Below are 21,929 nucleotides of genomic sequence, written 5' to 3' on the forward strand. Positions count from 1 at the left end.
AATTACAGGTAGCGGCAAAGGTAAGCGCTTTCTTCCGCAACCTGCAAATAAAACTCACTGCTGCCCGGGACATTGAAGACCTGACCGGCCTCAAACCACTGCCATTCTGTTTCGCCCGGCAGCAGCACTTTCAATGCACCGCTGACCACGGTCATTTCTTCAGGCTTACCGGTACCAAAAGTATATTCTCCGGCAGACATCACCCCGACACTCGCTTCACCAGACAGCGAATTTTCAAAACCAATAGATTTCACTTTACCTTCAAAATACTCATTCGACTTCAGCATCTCTTTTCCTCTGTAGTTCGCGGGGGTGTACCGACAGTGTAAAAGCAGTCAGATCACCTTGTCACGTGAATAATCAGCCACATCATCAGCTTAGCGTTTTCCTCTCCTCGCCTGCCCCGCCGCCGGACAACTTACCGACATAAGGGGCTACCCGGGGGACTCTGTACTAAGCTCTTTTGAGGTTCAGGTCAGTCGTTTTGAGAATGTTGAGATTCTGGCGGACTACGGGGGCGTTATGCACGCCCGGTGAGTGCTGTAAAATATTGGTCTTTTTTACCTGCTAACGGTCTTCATTGCAGGGTCACAACGTATTACCTGTCATGTCCCGGCCGGGAAATACGGGTAATACGGTGACAGAAGACCCGGCGGAGCATACAACCGTTTATCCCGCACGCTGCTGCGACAATACCTGCAGGATATGGTCGACCACTTCCTGAGGAGGCAGAGTGGCATCGATAATATGATGAGCGGTTGAAGAATACAGCGGGCTACGGACTTTCAGGATATCGCTCATCTCTTCGGTGATAGGACGCCCTGTCAATGTGGGACGTTGTTCATTTTCGGGTTCAGCATCCAGCCGTTTTGCCAGTTCGTCCGGCTCCACACTCAGCCAGAATACCCGGCCATTATCCCGCATAAACTGACAGTTTTCCGGACGCAGAATGATCCCTCCGCCGGTCGCGACCACCGAGGAGTCCGCGGTCACCGCGATCAGTGAATCACGCTCCTTCATCCTGAAGCTTTCCCATCCCTCTTCCGCAACAATCTGTGCAATCGTACACTGCAGTGATGTTTGCAAATGATGGTCCGTATCATGGAATGCATAGCCCAATGTCTTTGATAACAGATGTCCGACCGTTGTTTTTCCACACCCCCGGGCACCTATCAGATAAATAGGTAATGACATAAAGGCTAATCCTCCGCCGGAATATTCGCAAAGTGACTGAAATTAAAAACCCGTGCATGATAACCGGAATTCACGCCGACAGCCACCCGCACATCGGTTTCAGGCCGGGGGGCTCCCGCGGACAGGGCTGGCAGCCCCTCTGAAATATTTTTTACTGCGCTCTCATTTACTTTGCGCAGAGGTATCCCCATATATAATAAGGCTGTCGCGGGTGTGAACCCGAAGCACCGGCGCTATAATTTCAGGACGCAGGCATCTGTCGTGACCACGGCCTGTGTTGGTTGCTATGGAATGTCACAAACATTATCTCCGGATCAACGGCGATAATGCATTAAAAGATGATGAGAGGTTTCACCATGCAGAGCGAAGAGCAAAAAATAATTGATGGCTTGTTCAGCCGGTTACAACAGGCAGAAAGCCAGTCCGGTCCGCGTGATGCGGGCGCTGAACAGTTGATCAAAAATCATCTGCAAAATCAGCCGGCAGCCGCGTATTACATGGCTCAGGCCATCCTGATTCAGGAAGCGGCACTGAAAAAACTGAATGAGCAGGTCAGCAGCCTGGAAAACCAGTTAAAACAGCAGCAACAGCCTCAGCAAAGCAGTGGCGGTTTTCTGTCCGGACTGTTTGGCGGCGGAAATTCCCAGCCTCGCCAGGCTGCACCGGCTCAGCCCGCCTGGGGCTCGCAACCACAACAGCCGGCACAGCAACCGGGCTATACTTCCGCCCCTGCCGCTGCACCACGCGGAACCGGATTCCTGGGAGGAGCATTACAAACAGCAGCAGGTGTCGCCGGGGGTGTCGTGCTGGCGGATATGCTGACCAGCATGTTCCATCATTCACAGCCGGAAGAGATCGTGAATATTATTAACGAACCGCCGCTGGAAACCCCGGACTACGATCAGGGACTGGATACCTTTAATCAGGGTGACAATGCCTTCCCGGCCGATGATAACCGCTGGGATGACAACAGTTCCGGAGGGTTTGACAGCTTCCTGGGCGACGATAGCTTTAACGATGACGACGACAGCTTCCTGTAAACACTAAGCCGTCCTCCCGTTCAGGCAGCATTATTGCTGCCTGAACCATTTATTCAGTTCATTGGCAAATAACTGCCGGTCTTTCTGATTCAGTGCCGCCGGTCCGCCGGAAGCCATACCACTGGCCCGCAATGTCTCCATAAAATCCCGCATGGTCAACCGCTCGCGGATAGTTGCCGGTGAATACCGTTCTCCCCGCGGATTAAGTGCTGCCCCGCCTTTTTCAAGCACCTCTGCAGCCAGAGGAATATCTGCCGTCACCACTAAATCCCCGGCTTCAACACGACGGACAATTTCATTGTCAGCCACATCAAACCCTGCAGCCACCTGTAACGTATGGAGCCAGGGAGAAGCGGGGATCCGTAATCCCTGATTAGCAACAAAAGTAATATGTGTTTGCGTTCTGTCAGCTGCACGATAAAGTATTTCTTTAATAACAGCAGGACAAGCGTCTGCGTCTACCCAGATAGCCATAGTTTTTCCTGAAAGAGACTGAACAGGAATTGTGGATCATTATGGCTGTGCAGAACAACTTTTTATCCCGACGGGGTAAAGTCAGGCTGCAGATTGCCGGGTCTGTAAAAGGTATCACTGCTGATTTTCTGATTAACACAAAGGACAGATAATGCTGAACAAAAAAGTGGGGTTCATTGGTTGCGGTAATATGGCCAAAGCGATTATCAATGGGATGATTGAAAGCCGGATCATCGCCCCGGAAAATGTGTGGGTCTTTGATCGTAAACCTGAAACAAACCAGGCGATGGCAGAAAAATACGGACTTCATGCGGCAGAAAGCCTGGAATCAATGGCCCGTGAAGTGGATATTCTGGTCGGTGCGATTAAGCCGAATGTCATGCTGAAACTGCTGGGGAGCATTGCCGGGTTACTTAAAAAAGAGACACTGGTGGTCTCTATCGCCGCAGGGATCACGCTGGATGCCCTCGCCACGGTACTGGGACATGACCGGAAGATTATTCGTGTCATGCCAAACACCCCGGCATTAGTTGGTACCGGGATGACCTCCGTGACTCCTAATGTGCTGGTGAATGAAGAAGAAACCGATATTATCCTGAAAATATTCAGAAGCTTCGGGAATGCTGAACTGGTCAGTGAATATCTTATCCACTCGGTCGTGGGTGTCAGCGGCTCCGCCCCGGCCTATGTGTTTATTATGATTGAAGCCATGGCGGATGCGGCAGTTCTGGGGGGAATGCCCCGGAAACAGGCCTACGAATTTGCAGCTCAGACCGTCAAAGGGGCTGCACAGATGGTGCTGGAAACCGGGCAGCATCCGGCGGCGCTGAAAGACAGTGTCTGTTCTCCTGGCGGTACGACCATCGAAGCCGTGAAGACCCTGGAAAGTAAAGGGTTCCGTGCCGCTATCATGGAAGCCATGCAGAAATGTATGGAAAAGTCAGAACAGCTCAGCAAAGCCTGATAAGTTAGCAGCCCCGGTACGCTTAGCCGGGGCGGCTAAACGCGTATCCACGGACACTGTCGCCCGGGATCATCGGCACTTTCACTCCGGTAACGGGTGAATTATCCGGGAGGACAAGCTCAGTGACCGGGATTATCTGCGGCAGGAGGATCACCTGAATCCGACGCCTGCGTTAAGCGTAGCCAGATGCTGACAGATAAAAAAACAGCCCCGGCTGAGGCTGTTCTGAGGTACCCGGGGGGTGTATTTCCGGAGTAATTAGCCTTTTTTCAGGCAGCTTTTCATAAAGCTTTTACGGTCAGCACCCTTCAGCGCTTTCCCTTTCGCATCCGCATTACAGGTTTTCATTTTCTGCTGCTGTGCAGTCAGCACTTTTGGCGCTTTATGATCTTTTTTCAGGCAGGTACTCATAAAGCCTTTACGTGCTTCACCTTTCAGGGACTGTGTCGATGCCTGATGGTTACAGTCAGTCATTTTTTGCTGCTGCGCTGTTTTTTCCGCCGCAGATGCCTGTCCCGCCATTAATAATCCGCCCAGAACCGCGGCTACGATCATTTTATTCATGATTACTCCTGTCAATAAAAAACCGGTAAATAACCGGTGATAGCCGACAACACTTCGCTGAAGTTAATTATCGGTAATGTGGTAACTCTTATCCGTCAGGCTATGATCGGCTGATGCCCGTTATCTTTTCAAGATAGCGGATATTCGATAATGCGCGACTTTTTTCTGACGAAGTCTCGTTGGCATTATCCACCAGGTGTTCGATTTTTTTCTGAAATAACAAGCGGGCTTCGGGTGAAAGGGTTTCTACCAGTGCCGATAAAACTAACTCCATCGTGGCCTGGCGCTCTTGCTGAAGTTTATATTCTTCATCCCTTTCCGCCAGTTTAATTAAAAGCTCAGCAATAATATTTTTCATACATAAGCCTCAGAATCATCTGATCCTGAACTTAACATTGCGAATACCAAAAAAACAGGCTTTTTATAAAACTGAAACAGTTAATTGCATAAACGAATAGAAATTTAAATACCGGGACATAGCCTCAGGAGGAGAGCATCCCGGTTCACGGGGCAGCGCCCGGGCGGGAAGTCGCTCAGACACACCCGCGATGATACCGGGTGTGCCTTCAGCAGTTCAGCGGGATCAATTACCGGAGTAGTGCGGACCACCGCCACCGCCACCCCAGCCACCACCGCCACCGCCGTGACCACCGCCACCCCAGCCGCCGCCGCCGCCCCATCCGCCGCCAGGAGGCGGGAAAATACAGCCATTCAGCATTACTACGACGCCCAGAACAGCAGCAATTTTTAACAGTCGTACCATAGTTGACCTCTATTCGGGTTGTTTCTGCTTCCGGTCTTCAGTATATAGGCAGTATTGCTCAGAAAAATCCGTATCCTCCCTGTATTTATTCACTGAAACCAGCCTTAACACTTTTCTGACACTGCCCCTACAGCACCCTGTCGTTTTCGCTAACCCCGGCGGCAGGCATAGCAGTTTCAGCCACAATAGACCCGGGTAATTTTCCCTTGCTCATCCGCCATAAAATTCAGACGGCGCAGGTTAAAGTCCATCGTAACAACCGAATTATAGGCAATCGCCCTGGACTCGGTCCCGAACCGCATATTTTCTATAGAGGTCAATGGCTTGCCAATAAAATTCTGGAACTGAGAGGCTCCGCACATATCATCATCCGGGACATAAGCCGGTGCCTGCTGACGGTGGCTGGCAGACTGGCAGGAGGCCAGTAGTACAATTCCGCTTAACAGAGCGAGTTTTCCGTAAAATGTCATCATAACTCCTGAAACGCCACACTGAGACACTTCTCCGCGGGCTTTGTACAACATAAAATACTGATCCGGGCCACACTTGTACTGATGTCATCATGGAATGCCGGGTATCACACGGGAAAGATATCTTCAGCCAGCCATACTCTTCACTGTAGCGGTTTTCTGTTACAAAGAGACGTGGTTATCTTACTCACTGGCCATCTCTGATACTGACTGACCGGCGGCCCCTGATTGCATCCTCCCGCGGGAAAATGGATCACACTAAGTGACGTCAATGGCCTCTGCGATTATCGCTGATGACTCGACAGTGATCTTTACCATTGATATTATTCAGAAGATTCTTAACTCCGGACTGCCGATGAATACACATTCCGATAAAATCACACTCACCGCGTTTTATCTTGGAAGTTTTGTTATCTACTACGTGATAACCCTGATGATAACGCTGTTTCCTGACTTTCTGGCACTGCGGACCAGTGGCTTGCTGGTGCCGGTGATCTGCCTGCTTGAATTTGCAGTGATTTATCCGTTGTATCGTTTTTACTGCCAGCGCCGGGACGACATTCCTTTCGGTCAGTTATTACTGGTACCGACATTACTATTCACGGCAGCGTTACTGATCCTGATGGTTGCGGAGACCCAATATTTAGTCCCGGAAGTCTGGCTGTCCGAACAAGCCAATCAGCCGCGGAACTCTCAATTGATTCTGCTGATCACTGCCGTCTGTCTGGCACCGGTATTTGAAGAAATTTTATTCCGTGGGTTTCTTCTGCAAGCATTTTTATTATGGGCTCCTGAAAGCCGGCTGGCCTGTACCTTACTGACGTCATTGCTTTTTGCCGCCATGCATACTCAGTATATTCACTGGCAGTCCATCGTAGCGCTGACACTCTTCTCACTCTTATTGTGCTGGGCCAGAATCAAAAGCAAAGGACTCGCGTTACCGGTTTTTTTGCATACCCTGAACAACCTGATAGCCCTGGTGCCGGCATTATATCTTTCTGCAGCTTAGTACGGGCAGTCCATCGCCCGTATGCAGTGATATCACTCTCACGACTCAGCGCCAGACTCCTGCTCAAAGTGCGTTTTGAACTGCTCGTAAATCGACAGCATATTTGAGGCATCTCCCTGTAGCGGGCTCAGTTTGCCGGCCCGGACCAGCTCGATCACCACCTGTAGGGCGGCCTGCTTTGGGTTTTCAGAAGGGCGGGCGATGGGTTCATTCATTATCTTGTTACCTGTTAACATTGAGAGCGATCCTGGATAAAAATTAAATTGTAACGCAGCTACGCACCGTCTTGCAGAAAAACCTGCCATGCCGGTGCGGGTCATCATCGCGTTATCGGTAAGAATGCTATACTGATCCGCCCGGCAATCATGGCCTGTGCCCGGGTATAAGGAGCTAGTCATGTTAATCGGATTCGTGCTATTAGTCAGTGCCTGTGGTAACGATGCCTGCGATGCTTTGCCGGTTTCGGAGCATATTTTTCCGACGCAGGGTAGCTGTGAGGTGATGGCAGATCGTATTCGTAAGGCGCGTCCGCATGCGGTGTTGCTCTGCGGTGAAGTGCATCGGCGTTCAGGAGCAGAGTCCGAATAAGGGCTGTTTTCCCGGATAAGCTGCAGGACTCAACGGTTAGCGCGGATAGCGGATAGTTATGAAGTCACAAAAAAACAAGCGGCCACGTAAACCCGGGGGACGCTGGATTTATTATTTGCTGTATCAGGATATTATCTGGCCCTGTCCCGTGCGCTGGGAATGGGAAGCGGGCTATGGTGGCTGGCTGCCTTTCTACTATGCCCCGACATTAGAATTTATTGCCGCCGATCCGGCCCGGGTGATCCGGGTACCGCGCGGGTCAAAATCGCCCGGAAAGACCGGGACAAAGAACTGACAGGGACGGGAGGCCGTAACCTCCCTGACTCTGACACGCCTGAATTAGTTTTCCAGGACGTAATCCAGTGTAATTTCAGTATTCAGCAACTGAGAGACCGGGCAGCCGGATTTGGCTTTATTAATGATCTCTTCAAATTTTTTCTCATCAATCCCCGGAAGTTCAATAACACTTTTCAGTGCCACTTTGGTGATGGCAAAACCTTCACCCTTTTTATCCAGAGAAACATCGGCGGTGGTATCGATGCTTTTCGGCGTATGCCCTGCCTGACCCAGCATCAGAGAAAGCGCCATGGAGAAACAGGCCGCATGGGCTGCGCCAATCAGCTCTTCAGGGTTAGTCCCGGGTTTATCTTCAAAACGGGTGTTAAAGCCATAAGGTTGCTGACTGAGCGCGCCGCTTTCGGTGCTGACAGTCCCTTTACCTTTAATATCGCCTTCCCAGTGAGCCGAACCTTTCTTATGAATCGTCATACTCTCCTCCGTAATAAGATACTCAGTATTCAGTATAGTCGCTCTGTCAGTATTGCCTTGTTTTACCGTGTTACAGGCTATGTTTGCGAATTATCCGGGTAGCTGAAGATTAGCCAGCAAGTCACGGTTTATCTCCGCCACCGATTTTGCCCCGGTCAGGGTCATGGCAACCCGCATTTCGTTGGCGATCAGCGTCAGCAGATTCTCAACCCCCTTCTGCCCGTGAGCCGCCAGAGCATAGATAAATGCACGTCCCAGTAATACGGTGTCAGCGCCCAGCGCCAGCATGCGTACAACATCCAGTCCGTTACGGATACCGCTGTCTGCCAGTAAGGTCAGGTCGCCTTTAACGGCATCGGCTATCGCAGGCATGGCCCTGGCCGTAGAAAGTACGCCATCCAGTTGCCGGCCGCCGTGGTTAGACACCACGATACCATCGGCACCAAAACGTACGGCATCTTTAGCATCTTCCGGGTCGAGAATACCTTTAATGACCATCGGGCCGTCCCAGAAATCACGGATCCATTCCAGATCTTTCCAGGAGATAGACTGATCAAAGTTATTCGCCAGCCAGCCAATATAATCTTCCAATGCCGTCGGTTTGCCGAGATACGCTGAAACATTACCCAGATCATGCGGACGGCCCATAACCCCCACATCCCATGCCCAGGAAGGATGCTGCACTGACTGCAGATAACGGCGTGACGCTGCAAACGGACCACTCATCCCGGAATGGGCATCACGATAACGCGCTCCGGGCGTCGGCATATCTACCGTAAAGACCAGCGTTGAACAGCCCGCAGCTTTGGCTCGTTCCAGTACATTGCGCATAAAACCGCGGTCACGTAAGACATACAACTGAAACCACATGGGGCGGTCAATTGCCGGAGTGACTTCTTCAATCGGACAGACGGACACCGTGGATAATGTGAAAGGGATCCCTGCTTTTGCTGCGGCTTTCGCAGCCTGAACTTCTCCCCTGCGGGCATACATTCCCGTCAGACCTACCGGCCCCAGCGCCACCGGCATCGATAATGTCTCATTAAACAGTTTTGTTTCCAGACTCAGCGAGGACATATTTTTTAATACCCGCTGACGTAATGCGATACCGGACAGGTCATCGGTATTACGTTTCATGGTGTATTCGGTATAAGCCCCGCCATCGATATAATGGAACAGGAAAGGAGGTAAACGTCGCTCCGCGGCGGCACGATAGTCAGATGAAGCAGAAATAATCATGATTAATTCTCTGTGCGTTGCAGAAGGCTGTCAGGCAAACGAATAACTCTGAGTTGTCTGGCATAGTCTTCATCAAGTTGTTGTGTTGTCCTGTGCACGAAACTGAGATGGCAATTGGCTGCGTTACGCGCAGCATCGGCATCACCCCTGAGAATGGCCTGCAACAGATGATCATGTTGTTCCGATAACCGGCTGACAATATCCTCACTGGAAAACATTTGCTGACGACTCTGTAATACCGAGCTGTGCAATAAATCAAACAGTCCGCGCATAGTCTGTAACAACACAGTATTGTGTGACGCTTCAGCAATCATCAGATGAAAACGGGCATCGGCCTGAGCCACGAGGCTGGCATCTCCGCCTTCCTGTAACTCACTCATGGCATCAAAGCAGTACTGTAACCGTTGCTTATCTTCCGCGGTGGCCCTGAGCGCCGCATGCCATGCCGTTCCCGCTTCCAGCGTATGTCTTGCCTCCAGAATATCGGAACGAAAGCCGGGGTTGTCGGGCATCTGTGCCTGCAAAGGCTCGACGATCACCCTTTCCGACCATGGGGAGAGTGCTTTACACACATAGGTCCCGCCCCCCCTGTGCGTGGTCACCACCCCGGCACTGTTCAGTTTCTGAAGTGCTTCCCTGACCGATGCCCGGGAAACCTGCAGCTCCGCCGCAAGTTTACGTTCTGAAGGTAATCGCATTCCGGCCGTCAGTGACTGCTCCCTGATCAGTGTTTGCAGGCGCCTGACCAGCAAATCACTGAGTTTATCTGACGACTTTTCCATTTTTCCCTCCGGCGCGAGCCTCTGTTTCAGACGTTTATCCCGAACAAATGATCTCCTGAAGTTAACGCTGTGTTGTCGGGAGACATCCTAACGACAATGTAAAACCATTGTTAAGTTTATTCGAAACCGATCACAAAATTAGTCTCAGAAATGTGATTCAGCTTACTTTACAACGAAAACCGGTCTGACCAATTTAACCCGGAATACATTCAGTCGTCCTGTCGTTCCGGCGGGATTTTTTGCCATGCGGGCCGGTGCTTGTCCTTTTTTCTGCGACGCAACATTCTCTGCAACAAAAAAAAAGCCCTGACTTTTCGGGTCAGGGCCTGTTTTGCATTCGGGGGGTTAGTGATCGTGTGAACAGAAATCAATCACCATACGACCTTTGATTTTCCCCTGCTCCATCTCATGGAAAATATCATTAATATCTTCAACCTTCCGTTTCTCGACTTTCGGCACCACTTTGCCTTCAGCCGCGAAGCGGAAAGCTTCACTCAGATCTTTACGGGTACCGACCAGCGAACCGACGACTTCAATACCATCCAGTACCAGACGAGGAATATCCAGACTCATAGACTCCGGAGGCAGCCCCACCGCAACCACACGTCCGCCTGCACGTACGCAATCGACGGCTGAATTAAAGGCTGATTTTGCGACCGCTGTAACGACTGCGGCATGAGCTCCGCCACATTTTTCCTGCATCACCTTCGCTGCGTCTTCATTCAACGGGTTAATGGTCAGGTCAGCGCCCATCTCTTTGGCAAATTCAAGCTGGCTTTCATTAACATCAACAGCGACCACTTTCGCATTAAAGACATTCTTCGCATACTGCAGCGCAAGGTTCCCCAGACCGCCCAGACCATAAATGGCAATCCACTGTCCTGGCTGAATATGAGAAACTTTGACCGCTTTATAAGTGGTAACCCCGGCACAGGTAATACTGCTGGCGGCGGCAGAATCCAGACCCTCCGGGACTTTAACCGCATAATCCGCGACCACAATACATTCTTCAGCCATACCGCCATCGACGGTATAACCGGCATTTTTTACGCTACGACACAGGGTTTCATTACCGCTGTTACAATACTCACAGTATCCGCATCCCTGGAAGAACCAGGCCACACTGGCACGATCGCCGGGCTTCAGTGAGGTTACGCCCGGACCGATTTCTTTGACCACCCCGATACCTTCATGCCCCAGAATAACGCCGGTTTTATCACCAAAATCACCGTTTTTTACATGAAGATCCGTATGGCATACGCCACAGTACTCCATCTTTAACAGGGCCTCTCCGTGCCCGAGAGGGCGCAGTTTCTTATCAACAATGTCTACACTATGATCTTTAGTTACGACTGCTGCTTTCATGGAAGAACTCCTTAAGACGGGAACAGTGAAAGTAGATATCTCTTACACCAGAGTGTATCGATATATCAGGGTAAAAGAGTTGATATTCATCAGAAAAATTAAATATCCCGGGATATTTTTAGCTCAGTTTACTGACGAGATCGCCCTGTTGTTGATATTACCGCCAAAATCAGACCCGGTACAGGTTAAGGGTTCCGGTAGAAAAAATAGCGGGCAGAGTTATTCACCAGCAAAGAAACACCGCTACACTCTTTGATACTATCAATCATGTTTGTTACTTAGTGTCCGGAGGTATTATTTACGAGGTAAGCATCCCCCTGTCACTCAGACAGGCGAATACCTCACAGCCCCCTCGCGGAACTCCCGGGGACGTGAACCCATAACGAAGGAGACGATATGTCGCAAAGTTTTAATGCACTGGCCGAAAAACGCAGAACTATCTACGCCCTGGGTCCCACGCTGCCGCTGGCAGAAGATGAGGTTATAGCTCTTATCCGGACGGCTATCCGAAATGCCCCCTCGGCCTTCAACTCGCAGAGTTCGCGGGCGCTGATCCTGCTGGGCGAGGAACATAAAAAATTCTGGGCACTGACCGGTGATCAACTGAAAAAACGTGTTGCGGCCGATGCTTTCGTTAACACCGAAAAAAAACTGGCCGGCTTTGCAGCCGCAGCAGGTTCCGTCCTGTTTTTTGAAGACCAGCAGGTGGTGAGCGGACTGCAGCAGCAGTTCCCGTCCTATGCGGATAATTTCCCGATCTGGTCAGAACACAGTACAGGAATTGCCCAATATGCTGTCTGGCTGGCACTGGCAGAAAAAGGTATCGGGGCGAACCTGCAGCACTATAACCCGCTGGTAGATGAGGATGTACAGCAGACATGGAATATTCCGGCAAGCTGGAAACTGCGGGCGCAGATGAACTTCGGTTCCATCGAAGCCCCGGCGGGAGAGAAAACCTATATTCCTGACAGCGAGCGTTTTATCGTTGCTCGCTAAGCGTTAAGCCTTATGCCGGCCGGTTGGCCGGCATAAAAAGCATTACTCAGACAGAGATTCCAGCGCCTGTTGCAGGTCGGCAATCAGATCTGCCGGGTGCTCGATCCCGATAGACACGCGGACCGTAGTCTCGTAGATGGCAAAAGCTTCGCGGGTTTCTTTTGCGACACCGGAGTGTGTGGTCGTTGCCGGGTGGCTTGCCAGCGATTCAGTTCCCCCCAGACTGACAGCCAGCCTGAAAATTTTCAGGTGGTTCAGGAAACGGAAGGCATCCGCCTGTGTCTGTCCGACATCAAAGGAAAAGGTGGAACCTGCCCCCTGGCATTGCTGCTGATACAGTTTACCTTCCGGAGTCTCTGCACCTTTGAACGGCAGATAATTGACCGCCGAAATTCCGGGATGTTGTTGCAGAAATTCAGCCACTTTCTGTGCGTTATTATTCGCTTTTTCCATGCGTAACTGCAACGTTTCCAGAGAACGCCCCAGCATCCAGCAGGAGTGCGGGTCAAGCTGTGTACCTATCGCACTACGCATCTGCCTGACCGGTGCCATCAGCGCACGACTGCCCATTGCTGCACCGGCCACCAGGTCAGAATGCCCGCCGACATATTTTGTCAGGGAGTACACACTGATATCCGCACCAAGCGCCAGCGGACGCTGAAAGACCGGCCCGAGCAATGTATTATCGCAGACTACCGGCGGACGGAAGCCCTGTAACGTTTCGATTTCATCGGCAAGTCTGGCAAGCAGACGGATATCCGCCAGAGAGTTCGTCGGGTTAGCCGGTGTTTCCACAAAAATAGCCGCCACACGACCGGTGCTGAGTGCAGCTTTGGCCGACACCAGCATCGGCGCATATTCCAGCGCATGACTCAACGGATGACTGCTGATCCCTAACCGGGCCAGGGTTTTATTGAACAGGGTTTCTGTCCCCCCGTAAAGCGGCTGGGTTTTCAGAACCACATCCCCTGGCTGGCACAGCGTCAGTAATACTGAGCTTATCGCAGACATCCCGGATGAAAACAGGGCACAACGTTCGGCACCTTCATACAGAGCCAGACGATCTTCCACAATTTCACTGTTTGGATGGTTAAAACGGGAATACACCAGCCCTTCGCGGGTTCCGTCCGGGGCAGCCTGACGCCCGCTGGCGACATCAAAGAAGGTTTTCCCTTCTTCTGCGGTGCGAAAAATAAAGGTTGAGGTAAGGAAAACCGGAGGCTTCACCGCACCTTCAGATAACATCGGGTCATAACCATAGCTGGTCATCAATGTTTCCGGGTGCAACTGATGCTCTCCCTGGCGGGTTTTAATGGTTTTACCGTCACTCATAACATGTTCCTGTCGTCGTCAGTCCCCGTATTCACGGGCCCGGGTCTACAGCGTCAGACTATCTGGCCTGCAACCGCGGATGAATGAACACATGATAACATTTCCGGACGAAAAGTTGTGTCAGTCCCGCATAAATGCCTGGCAGCCAGAGGCTGTGGTCGGGAGATATTCAGTCAGGTATTGAATAAGGTTAGCAATTCCACATCACCGGTCATAGAAGGGAGTCCTGTCAGTCATTTCAGAGAGACTCATATGACTAAGACCGGAAATCGTCCTGACAAATCCGGCCAGCACCCGGATTAGCAAAGTCATCAGCCGCTGACCGTTAAAGACCCAGTCCCGGGCTGATAAACTTTTGGAAAACCGTGAGGAAGGCTATCAAAACTGGCATCTCCCTACAGGAAGTACTTTCAAAAATTAAATCTCCGTAATAGCCTTACCTCTGCGATTAAAAGGATTTGATAATGAATAAGGATGAAGGGCTAAGTTTTGTTTTATCGCCGTACAATTGGCAGCTATCGTTCGCTACGAGACAGTAAGCGAAGGTGAGGTCCTCAGTAATCGCCTTTGGGGAGGTTTAAGTGTCGTTGGTAGTGTTGCGGAAATTTTCGGTGCTGGCATTTTATGCATTGTGCCTGAACCTACCATGATCACCAAAGCAGGTTGTATTGTTGTTGGCGCTCATAGTCTTGATGCTCTTAATGCTTCTTTGAGACAGGTTTGGAGCGGGCGTCGATCAGAAACAGCGACTTCCCGATTAGCCGAAATGGCTGCGGAGCAACTTGGGGCTGATTCTGCCACCGCTTACAGAGTGGGTATAACCGTTGACCTTACCGTACCCTTTATTTTCGCTTCAGCGGCAGGCGTAGCAAGAATCGCCTCAGTATATTCTGGTCGTATCAGGCTGAAAGAGCATGAGGGGGAAAGATTGGGGCATACAATAGCCCGTCATGTTGGAAGAACACCAGAACAACTTATTGCCCGTTTATCAGAGCCGCGTGCCCCTCATATCTCAGCCAGTTTTAAAAATATCAGACAGGCTGAACTGATTATTTCTGAAGTACTCTCTGTTAAGAGCCGACAGATTGAATATGCCCTGAAATACACACATACCCGCGCTACACTCGTTTATGTACACCGATTTAATTTCCCAATAGGAACCTACGTAGAGCGGGGGGCGACTGAGGTTAAAAAGGCCTATGGTGTCCGGCTCGTCATCAGGCCTGCAACATTCAATGGCAGACAATATTATCTGGTTACGGCCTTCCCAACACCATAAGGGGTGATATGGATACTGATATGACTAAATCCTGTGAGATGGATAACCTCGTTGTGGCGTACTATGGCCAGGATTGTGATATTTTCGATCCCGGGTGTAATTTCGATAACTTACTGAATGAATACATGGCCACTTCTTCCCCATTCCATCTAAGAATGCTGCTGGCTAACATTCAGGAATTTGAGCAGGAGCCGATGGGTCTGAAGGTTTTTACCGTGCGATACAGCGTTGATTTTGCGCCCGACAGATGGAATATGACAGCAGCAGAATGGCTCAGTGCCGTTAAAATGAGAGTCATCGAATACCTTCACGCGAATGGCAACTCCTCAGAATTATCAAAATTTTGAGATCTCCGGCAAAAAACCCCGCTGAGCCGGATCCGTTAAACAAAATTCTTCTGTATCGTTATCACGAAAATTCAGCGGCACTACGCTCCCCAATAAGTCTGCAACATCGTTCTTTTACACGGGTTACCCGCAGACTTATGACCGCCGCCGGGTGGTTGCCCGGCAGGTAAAAAAAAGGGGCTGGCCACTGGCCAACCCCTTTCTGCTATTAACTTTCAGATGTCGCGTTAGCGATACCTTAGTTAAGACGCTCTTTGATACGAGCAGCCTTACCAGTACGCTCACGCAGGTAGTACAGTTTGGCCTGACGTACAGCACCACGACGTTTAACAGCAATGCTGTCAATTACTGGTGAGTGAGTCTGGAATACACGCTCAACACCTTCGCCGTTAGAAATCTTACGAACAGTGAATGCAGAGTGCAGACCGCGGTTACGAATAGCGATAACCACGCCCTCGAATGCCTGCAGACGTTTTTTAGAACCTTCAACGACCCATACTTTCACTTCCACGGAGTCACCCGGACGGAATGAAGGTACATCCTGTTTCATCTGTTCTTGTTCAATTTGTTTAATAATGTTGCTCATAATTAAATCTCTTATCCTGGGTAAACTGATATTCAGGGAAGATTACTCTTCCATATCATCATGTTGTTGCTGCTGATGTTCCTTACGGAACTCACGCAACAATTTAGTTTGCTCTTCAGTCAGAGCCAGGTTTTCCAGAAGCTCAGGTCTTCTTAGCCAGGTACGGCCTAACGACTGCTTCAGGCGCCAGCGGCGGATTTCAGCATGGTTTCCCGACAGCAGAACCGGCGGTACCTCCACACCCTCTAACACTTCAGGTCGGGTATAATGCGGACAATCCAGCAATCCGTCAGAAAACGAGTCTTCTTCCGCCGATGCCTGTTTCCCTAGAACTCCCGGAATAAACCGGGCGACCGAGTCAATCATCGTCATTGCCGGCAGTTCCCCGCCGCTGAGCACATAATCACCGATTGACCATTCTTCATCAATTTCGGCGTCGATTACCCGCTCATCAATACCTTCATACCTGCCACAAACCAGAATCAGCTTCCGGTCGGCGGCGAGTTCGCAAACGCCCTGTTGGTCCAGTTTGCGTCCCTGAGGTGAAAGGTAAATCACCTTAGCACCTTCACCTGCCGCTGCTTTCGCTGCATGGATAGCATCCCGCAAAGGTTGCACCATCATCAGCATTCCCGGCCCGCCCCCATAAGGACGGTCGTCGACAGTACGATGCCTGTCATGTGTGAAATCTCTTGGACTCCAGCACTGAATGCTGAGCAGACCGTTTTTTACAGCCCGGCCAGTTACCCCGTAATCGGTAATCGAACGAAACATCTCTGGAAAGAGGCTAATCACACCAATCCACATAGCGTTCGCCGTTGGTTTACCGTTATGCCCGGAGATCAAAAACCAGGATCCCAATCTACTTCAATTGTGCCAGCAGAGAGATCGACTTTTCTGATAACCTGTTCATAAAGAAACGGGATTAACCGCTCTTTAGCGCCAAAAGCATCTTTCAGGTTTGCCTTTACAACCATAACGTCGTTCGACCCGGTTTCCATCATATCAATGACTTTCCCCATCGCGTAACCTTCAACGTTAACTACCTGGCAACCAATAAGGTCTTTCCAGTAGTAGTCACCGTCTTCCAGTTCGGGCAACTGCGTCGAATCAACCACAATTTCGCAATTGGTTAATTGAGCCGCCGCATCACGATCATCAATGCCTTTGACTTTGATAATCATGTCCTGATTGTGATTTTTCCAGCCTTCCAGTTCAACCTGCTGCCATTGACCGGCACGCTGAATAAACCAGGGTTGGTAATCAAAGATACGCTCAGCGTCTTCAGTGGAAGAAAACACTTTGAGCCAACCACGAATACCGTAGGCCGCTCCCATCTTTCCTAACGTAAGAGAATTAACAGGAGGTTGTGCGGTAGATTTTCTGGTCATGCTCATGTTCGCCACCGTGACAGATTAAGCTGCTTTTTTCGCTTCTTTAACCAGCGCGTTAACGCGGTCAGAAACAGTTGCGCCTAAGCCAACCCAGTGCTCAATGCGATCCAGGTCCAGACGCAGTCCTTCAGCCTGACCAGATGCAACCGGGTTGAAGAAACCAACGCGCTCAATAAAACGACCATTACGCGCATTACGGCTGTCAGTAACGACAACCTGATAGAATGGACGCTTTTTAGCGCCGTGACGTGCCAAACGAATTGTTACCATAACATCCTCTTTAGTTAATAAAACAACCGGGCCCCATCGAGGAACGGGGCCCGGGTGCAATATAAAAAGCCCGAAAATTTTACTCATTTTGGCGCAAAAAGCAACCTGTTAAGTCAATAAGACGCCGGGCTTTTCATTATTCCGGCTTAACGGCCTGGAAATCCTGGCGGCATCGCCCCTTTCATGCCACGTAACATCTTGGCCATGCCACCTTTTTTCATCTTTTTCATCATCCGCTGCATATCATCAAATTGTTTCAGCAGGCGGTTGACATCCTGAACCTGTAAACCACAACCGGTCGCAATACGACGCTTACGCGAACCTTTGATGATTTCCGGCTTCTCACGCTCTTTACGTGTCATAGAGTTGATAATGGCTTCCATACGGACCAGCACCTTATCATCCATCTGTGATTTTACGTTGTCCGGTAACTGCCCCATGCCCGGCAGTTTACCCATCAGGCTGGCCATGCCACCCATATTACGCATCTGCTTCAATTGTTGCAGGAAGTCATTCAGGTCAAAACCGTCGCCGGTTTTCAGCTTCTTCGCCAGCTTTTCAGCCTGATCGCGGTCAACTTTACTCTCAATATCTTCGATAAGCGACAACATGTCGCCCATGCCGAGAATACGTGAAGCAATACGCTCCGGGTAGAAAGCTTCCAGAGCTTCTGTTTTTTCACCCATACCCATAAACTTGATCGGTTTACCGGTAATATGGCGAATAGACAGCGCAGCCCCTCCGCGGGCATCACCATCCACTTTCGTCAGGATAACCCCGGTCAGAGGCAGGGCTTCGTTAAAGGCTTTCGCGGTATTGGCCGCATCCTGACCGGTCATGGCATCGACAACAAACAGGGTTTCTACCGGGTTGATCGCAGCATGAACCTGTTTGATTTCATCCATCATCGCTTCATCGACATGCAAACGACCGGCGGTATCCACCAGCAGCACATCGTAAAACTTCAGTCTGGCTTCATTTAACGCCTGGCTGACAATTTCTACCGGTTTCTGAGAAATATCAGAAGGACAGAAATCCACCCCCACCTGTTCCGCCAGGGTTTCCAATTGTTTGATCGCCGCAGGGCGATAGACGTCGGCAGAGACCACAAGGACTTTCTTCTTGTGTTTCTCTTTCAGGAATTTACCTAATTTCCCGACGCTGGTCGTCTTACCAGCCCCCTGCAAACCTGCCATCAGAACCACGGCCGGTGGCTGTGCAGCAAGGTTCAGAGTGTTGTTCTCGGCCCCCATCGCAGCCACCAGTTCATCACGAACTATCTTGATGAACTCCTGGCCCGGGGTCAGGCTTTTATTAACATCGTGCCCGACGGCACTCTCTTTAACCCTGGAGATAAAATCACGGACTACCGGCAGGGCAACATCTGCCTCCAGTAATGCCATGCGCACTTCACGCAGAGTGTCTTTAATATTGTCTTCTGTCAGCCTTCCGCGGCCGCTGATATTGCGCAGTGTTTGCGACAAACGATCGGTTAAATTATCAAACATTATCTATCACTCAGAATATATAGCGAAGCCGCCTGTGCGACATTTTCCGTGCAGTATAACATGAAGCGTCAGCGATCTCTGCAATTGACCATCAGATCGTTTGGCGCAAGTCGCTGCTAACGCTATACTGCCCTTCTGAACACTCACTGATGGCTAACACGAAACCTTTTATGTCAGTTTTTGCGATTTTGGCGCTATTCGCCTATTCACTGAGTCTCGCATTGATCATACCAAGCCTGCTGACCCGGAGCAGTGGCTGGCGGCGCATGGCTATGCTTTCGGCGGTCATCGCGCTGATCTCTCATGGCGTTGCTATTGAACAGCGGATTTTCCTGCCAGGCTCAGTACAGAACTTCAGTTTACTGAACACAGGTTCACTGGTCAGCCTGATGATTTGTGCGGTGATGACGATTGTCGCGTCACGTAACCGGGGCTGGCTGCTACTGCCATTTGTCTACAGTTTCTCACTGATCAACCTGACCTTTGCCACCTTTGTTCCTAATGCCTTCCTGACGCACCTGGAAGCTACGCCCGGGATACTGGTTCACATCGGCCTGGCGCTTTTCGCCTATGCAACACTGATTATCGCGGCTCTGTATGCCCTGCAACTGGCATGGATTGATTACCAACTGAAAAACAAGAAGCTGGCTTTCAGCCATGATATGCCTCCACTGATGGTGATTGAACGCAAAATGTTCCACATTACTCAGGTCGGTGTGGTGCTTCTGACGCTGGTGCTGTGTAGCGGCCTGTTCTATATGCATGACCTCTTTTCGGAAGATAATATCGATAAAGCCGTACTTTCCATACTCGCCTGGTTTGTCTATATCGTATTGCTATGGGGACATTACCGTGAAGGCTGGCGTGGTCGCCGGGTGGTCTGGTTTAACTGCGGCGGAGCCGTGCTCCTGACGATGGCCTATTTTGGCAGCCGTACGCTTGAATATCTGTTAACCCGCTAATTTATTAAAACAAAAGGAAATTTCTCGTTGGATCAGGTTTCAACCTCTACGCTAATTATCATACTGGTCATCATGATCCTGGTCTCCGCCTGGTTTGCCGGCTCTGAAACCGGGATGATGACGCTGAATCGTTATAAACTGCGTCACAATGCACGCAATGGTGACCGTGCCGCAAAACGGGTCGAGAAACTGTTATCCAAACCTGACCGCCTGATCAGTCTGGTACTGATCGGCAACAACCTGGTAAATATTCTGGCCTCCTCGCTGGCAACGATTGTCGGTATCCGTCTGTACGGAAATACCGGGGTGGCCATTGCCACCGGGATCCTGACCTTCGTCGTGCTGGTCTTTGCAGAGGTTCTGCCGAAGACGATTGCTGCGCTCTACCCGGAAAAAGTGGCCTATCCGAGCAGTTTTTTACTGGCCCCCTTGCAGATCATTATGATGCCCATCGTCTGGTTGCTGAACTCCATCACCCGTGTTCTGATGCGGCTGGTCGGTATTCGTACCAGTGGTGCCGTCAACTCTGCGCTGAGTAAAGAGGAGTTACGCACCATTGTCCACGAATCGCGCTCGCTGATGTCACGACGGAATCAGGATATGCTGCTGTCCGTGCTGGACCTGGAAAAAGTCACCGTCGATGACATTATGGTGCCCCGCAATGAAATCGTCGGGATCAATGTCAATGATGACTGGAAATCCATCATCCGTCAGCTGACCCACTCCCCTCATGGCCGCATTGTTTTATTCCGCGATACACTGGATGACACCGTCGGTATGCTGCGGGTTCGGGAAGCCTGGCGCATGATGACGGAAAAGAAAGAGTTCACCAAAGAAAACCTGCTGCGGGCGGCCGATGAGATTTATTACGTGCCTCAGGGGACGGCATTGAATATGCAACTGGTGAAGTTCCAGAGGAATAAGAAGAAAGCGGGTCTGATCGTCGATGAATATGGTGACATCAAAGGTCTGGTGACTATTGAAGATATTCTGGAAGAGATTGTCGGCGACTTCACCACCTCGATGTCCCCTTCTCTGGCAGAAGAGGTGATGCCGCAGAATGATGGTTCTGTACTGATAGATGGCAGTGCGAATGTCCGGGAAATCAATAAAGCCTTTAACTGGACGCTGCCGGAAGATGGTGCGCGTACCATTAATGGCATGTTACTGGAAGCACTGGAAGAGATCCCTCAGGTCCAGCGAAAAGTACAGATTGGGCACTACGCTGTCGAGATCCTGGATGTTCAGGACAATATGATCAAGCAGACGCGGATCACGCCACATACCACCCTCCAGGAATCTCTGGGATAAATACTCCGGCATCAAAAAAGGCGACGAACCTTCCGGTTCCGTCGCCTTTTTTATCTCAGGAGCCTGATGGCTGCTCCCGATTTGTCTTAAAACTAAATATGTAACTCTTTCAGTGTTTCAGCCGGCAGCGCCAGTTCATCATTGTGGTTCACGCGAACATCATGGCTGATAATGTGACGGGCGATATCCTGAGCTTCTTCCAGAGAGTGCATCTCGTAAGTACCGCACTGGAACTCATTCAGTTCAGGAATTTTGCGCTGGTCAGTCACTTTCAGGACATCTTCCATCGCCGCTTTCCAGGCATCTGCCACACGCTGCTCTTCCGGCGTACCGATCAGGCTCATGTAGAACCCTGTGCGACAGCCCATCGGAGAAATATCGATAATTTCCACGCCCTGACCGTTCAGGTGATTACGCATGAAACCTGCAAACAGGTGTTCAAGAGTGTGGATCCCGCGTTCAGGCATCACTTCTTTGTTAGGGATGCAAAAACGCAGATCGAACACAGTAATAGTGTCGCCATGAGGAGTGTTCATGGTTTTCGCAACACGAACCGCAGGCGCTGCCATACGGGTATGATCAACAGTAAAACTATCCAGCAATGGCATATCGTTACCTCTTTTAAAAAAAATTTTTATCTTTTATGAACTTTTTCACCGGGCGTGCGTCTGAGTATATGAAAGACGCGCATTTGTTATCATCATCCCTGACAACAGAGATGTTT

At 50.5% G+C, this 21,929-nt stretch carries 29 protein-coding genes; 10 read left to right on the forward strand and 19 right to left on the reverse strand.

Annotated elements, in window-relative coordinates; genetic code table 11:
* Window positions 1-2: 2 nt before the first annotated feature.
* Both ppnP and aroL read right to left on the reverse strand, forming a co-directional pair.
* Window positions 3-287, reverse strand: coding sequence for a pyrimidine/purine nucleoside phosphorylase (gene ppnP / locus CG67_RS08475; RefSeq protein ID WP_025902520.1), 285 nt, complete (start codon window positions 285-287; stop codon window positions 3-5).
* Between the two features lie 382 nt (window positions 288-669).
* Window positions 670-1,194, reverse strand: a complete 525-nt coding sequence (gene aroL / locus CG67_RS08480; RefSeq protein WP_025902521.1) for a shikimate kinase AroL — start codon at window positions 1,192-1,194, stop codon at window positions 670-672.
* A gap of 356 nt (window positions 1,195-1,550) precedes the next feature.
* Between aroL and CG67_RS08490 the strand changes: the two genes are divergently transcribed.
* Window positions 1,551-2,234 (forward strand): DUF2076 domain-containing protein, encoded by a 684-nt coding sequence (locus CG67_RS08490; protein WP_025902523.1) that lies wholly within the window; start codon window positions 1,551-1,553, stop codon window positions 2,232-2,234.
* A 30-nt stretch (window positions 2,235-2,264) separates the two neighbouring features.
* On the opposite strand, the gene CG67_RS08495 is transcribed toward CG67_RS08490, so the two are convergent.
* Complete coding sequence (locus CG67_RS08495) at window positions 2,265-2,708, reverse strand: YaiI/YqxD family protein (protein WP_025902524.1); 444 nt, start codon at window positions 2,706-2,708, stop codon at window positions 2,265-2,267.
* A 151-nt stretch (window positions 2,709-2,859) separates the two neighbouring features.
* Between CG67_RS08495 and proC the strand changes: the two genes are divergently transcribed.
* Window positions 2,860-3,672: a pyrroline-5-carboxylate reductase gene (gene proC, locus CG67_RS08500; RefSeq protein WP_025902525.1), complete on the forward strand. Its 813-nt coding sequence runs from the start codon at window positions 2,860-2,862 to the stop codon at window positions 3,670-3,672.
* A 258-nt stretch (window positions 3,673-3,930) separates the two neighbouring features.
* Here the strand turns inward: proC and CG67_RS08505 are convergent, their stop codons facing one another.
* The 4 genes from CG67_RS08505 to CG67_RS08520 form a co-directional block, all read right to left on the reverse strand.
* A complete protein-coding gene (locus CG67_RS08505; protein WP_025902526.1) occupies window positions 3,931-4,236 on the reverse strand; it encodes a PsiF family protein in 306 nt (101 codons plus the stop codon).
* A gap of 100 nt (window positions 4,237-4,336) precedes the next feature.
* A complete protein-coding gene (locus CG67_RS08510; RefSeq protein WP_025902527.1) occupies window positions 4,337-4,594 on the reverse strand; it encodes a sigma-S stabilization anti-adapter protein IraP in 258 nt (85 codons plus the stop codon).
* A gap of 225 nt (window positions 4,595-4,819) precedes the next feature.
* A complete protein-coding gene (locus tag CG67_RS18660) occupies window positions 4,820-4,999 on the reverse strand; it encodes a hypothetical protein (protein WP_025902528.1) in 180 nt (59 codons plus the stop codon).
* A gap of 176 nt (window positions 5,000-5,175) precedes the next feature.
* On the reverse strand, window positions 5,176-5,469 hold the full coding sequence (locus CG67_RS08520; protein ID WP_025902529.1) for an I78 family peptidase inhibitor: 294 nt from the start codon (window positions 5,467-5,469) through the stop codon (window positions 5,176-5,178).
* A gap of 355 nt (window positions 5,470-5,824) precedes the next feature.
* Here CG67_RS08520 and CG67_RS08525 point away from each other — a divergent pair, with 355 nt between their 5' ends.
* Window positions 5,825-6,478 carry a CPBP family intramembrane glutamic endopeptidase gene (locus tag CG67_RS08525; protein ID WP_025902530.1) on the forward strand — a complete coding sequence of 218 codons (654 nt, stop codon included), beginning with the start codon at window positions 5,825-5,827 and terminating at the stop codon, window positions 6,476-6,478.
* Between the two features lie 38 nt (window positions 6,479-6,516).
* On the opposite strand, the gene CG67_RS18090 is transcribed toward CG67_RS08525, so the two are convergent.
* Window positions 6,517-6,714 (reverse strand): hypothetical protein, encoded by a 198-nt coding sequence (locus CG67_RS18090; protein WP_145959570.1) that lies wholly within the window; start codon window positions 6,712-6,714, stop codon window positions 6,517-6,519.
* Between the two features lie 160 nt (window positions 6,715-6,874).
* Here CG67_RS18090 and CG67_RS08530 point away from each other — a divergent pair, with 160 nt between their 5' ends.
* Both CG67_RS08530 and CG67_RS08535 read left to right on the forward strand, forming a co-directional pair.
* Window positions 6,875-7,066 carry a hypothetical protein gene (locus CG67_RS08530; protein ID WP_025902531.1) on the forward strand — a complete coding sequence of 64 codons (192 nt, stop codon included), beginning with the start codon at window positions 6,875-6,877 and terminating at the stop codon, window positions 7,064-7,066.
* 58 nt (window positions 7,067-7,124) lie between these two features.
* Window positions 7,125-7,361 (forward strand): hypothetical protein, encoded by a 237-nt coding sequence (locus tag CG67_RS08535; RefSeq protein ID WP_025902532.1) that lies wholly within the window; start codon window positions 7,125-7,127, stop codon window positions 7,359-7,361.
* Between the two features lie 44 nt (window positions 7,362-7,405).
* On the opposite strand, the gene CG67_RS08540 is transcribed toward CG67_RS08535, so the two are convergent.
* The 4 genes from CG67_RS08540 to adhP all read right to left on the reverse strand — a co-directional run bounded on the left by CG67_RS08540 (window position 7,406) and on the right by adhP (window position 11,220).
* Entirely contained in the window at window positions 7,406-7,834 is a 429-nt protein-coding gene (locus CG67_RS08540; RefSeq protein WP_025902533.1) for an OsmC family protein, read from the reverse strand.
* 90 nt (window positions 7,835-7,924) lie between these two features.
* Window positions 7,925-9,073, reverse strand: coding sequence for an FMN-dependent L-lactate dehydrogenase LldD (lldD, locus tag CG67_RS08545; RefSeq protein WP_025902534.1), 1,149 nt, complete (start codon window positions 9,071-9,073; stop codon window positions 7,925-7,927).
* A 2-nt stretch (window positions 9,074-9,075) separates the two neighbouring features.
* A complete protein-coding gene (lldR, locus tag CG67_RS08550; protein WP_025902535.1) occupies window positions 9,076-9,855 on the reverse strand; it encodes a transcriptional regulator LldR in 780 nt (259 codons plus the stop codon).
* 345 nt (window positions 9,856-10,200) lie between these two features.
* Window positions 10,201-11,220: an alcohol dehydrogenase AdhP gene (gene adhP / locus CG67_RS08555; RefSeq protein ID WP_025902536.1), complete on the reverse strand. Its 1,020-nt coding sequence runs from the start codon at window positions 11,218-11,220 to the stop codon at window positions 10,201-10,203.
* Between the two features lie 396 nt (window positions 11,221-11,616).
* Between adhP and CG67_RS08565 the strand changes: the two genes are divergently transcribed.
* Window positions 11,617-12,216 (forward strand): nitroreductase family protein, encoded by a 600-nt coding sequence (locus CG67_RS08565; protein WP_025902538.1) that lies wholly within the window; start codon window positions 11,617-11,619, stop codon window positions 12,214-12,216.
* 42 nt (window positions 12,217-12,258) lie between these two features.
* On the opposite strand, the gene CG67_RS08570 is transcribed toward CG67_RS08565, so the two are convergent.
* On the reverse strand, window positions 12,259-13,548 hold the full coding sequence (locus CG67_RS08570; RefSeq protein ID WP_025902539.1) for a cystathionine gamma-synthase family protein: 1,290 nt from the start codon (window positions 13,546-13,548) through the stop codon (window positions 12,259-12,261).
* Between the two features lie 646 nt (window positions 13,549-14,194).
* Here CG67_RS08570 and CG67_RS08575 point away from each other — a divergent pair.
* Together CG67_RS08575 and CG67_RS08580 are read left to right on the forward strand one after the other, a co-directional pair.
* Window positions 14,195-14,827: an RNase A-like domain-containing protein gene (locus CG67_RS08575; RefSeq protein ID WP_235501118.1), complete on the forward strand. Its 633-nt coding sequence runs from the start codon at window positions 14,195-14,197 to the stop codon at window positions 14,825-14,827.
* A gap of 20 nt (window positions 14,828-14,847) precedes the next feature.
* Window positions 14,848-15,174: a contact-dependent growth inhibition system immunity protein gene (locus CG67_RS08580; protein ID WP_235501119.1), complete on the forward strand. Its 327-nt coding sequence runs from the start codon at window positions 14,848-14,850 to the stop codon at window positions 15,172-15,174.
* Between the two features lie 238 nt (window positions 15,175-15,412).
* On the opposite strand, the gene rplS is transcribed toward CG67_RS08580, so the two are convergent.
* The 5 genes from rplS to ffh all read right to left on the reverse strand — a co-directional run bounded on the left by rplS (window position 15,413) and on the right by ffh (window position 18,932).
* The gene (rplS, locus tag CG67_RS08585) at window positions 15,413-15,760 is read right to left on the reverse strand and encodes a 50S ribosomal protein L19 (RefSeq protein WP_025902542.1); all 348 of its coding nucleotides are present in this window, start codon (window positions 15,758-15,760) and stop codon (window positions 15,413-15,415) included.
* Window positions 15,761-15,802: 42 nt separating this feature from the next.
* Window positions 15,803-16,567 (reverse strand): tRNA (guanosine(37)-N1)-methyltransferase TrmD, encoded by a 765-nt coding sequence (trmD, locus tag CG67_RS08590; protein WP_025902543.1) that lies wholly within the window; start codon window positions 16,565-16,567, stop codon window positions 15,803-15,805.
* 35 nt (window positions 16,568-16,602) lie between these two features.
* A complete protein-coding gene (rimM, locus tag CG67_RS08595; protein WP_025902544.1) occupies window positions 16,603-17,151 on the reverse strand; it encodes a ribosome maturation factor RimM in 549 nt (182 codons plus the stop codon).
* Between the two features lie 24 nt (window positions 17,152-17,175).
* Window positions 17,176-17,424 (reverse strand): 30S ribosomal protein S16, encoded by a 249-nt coding sequence (gene rpsP / locus CG67_RS08600; protein ID WP_025902545.1) that lies wholly within the window; start codon window positions 17,422-17,424, stop codon window positions 17,176-17,178.
* A gap of 146 nt (window positions 17,425-17,570) precedes the next feature.
* Window positions 17,571-18,932: a signal recognition particle protein gene (ffh, locus tag CG67_RS08605; RefSeq protein WP_025902546.1), complete on the reverse strand. Its 1,362-nt coding sequence runs from the start codon at window positions 18,930-18,932 to the stop codon at window positions 17,571-17,573.
* 170 nt (window positions 18,933-19,102) lie between these two features.
* On the opposite strand from ffh, the gene CG67_RS08610 reads away from it, so the two are divergent.
* Together CG67_RS08610 and CG67_RS08615 are read left to right on the forward strand one after the other, a co-directional pair.
* Window positions 19,103-19,894: an inner membrane protein YpjD gene (locus CG67_RS08610; protein WP_025902547.1), complete on the forward strand. Its 792-nt coding sequence runs from the start codon at window positions 19,103-19,105 to the stop codon at window positions 19,892-19,894.
* Between the two features lie 27 nt (window positions 19,895-19,921).
* Entirely contained in the window at window positions 19,922-21,205 is a 1,284-nt protein-coding gene (locus tag CG67_RS08615) for an HlyC/CorC family transporter (protein ID WP_025902548.1), read from the forward strand.
* 92 nt (window positions 21,206-21,297) lie between these two features.
* Here CG67_RS08615 and luxS read toward each other — a convergent pair whose 3' ends face one another.
* Complete coding sequence (gene luxS / locus CG67_RS08620) at window positions 21,298-21,813, reverse strand: S-ribosylhomocysteine lyase (protein ID WP_025902549.1); 516 nt, start codon at window positions 21,811-21,813, stop codon at window positions 21,298-21,300.
* Window positions 21,814-21,929 lie beyond the last annotated feature (116 nt).

This window comes from Tatumella sp. UCD-D_suzukii (assembly GCF_000611875.2).
GTDB classification, from domain to species: Bacteria; Pseudomonadota; Gammaproteobacteria; order Enterobacterales; family Enterobacteriaceae; genus Tatumella; species Tatumella ptyseos.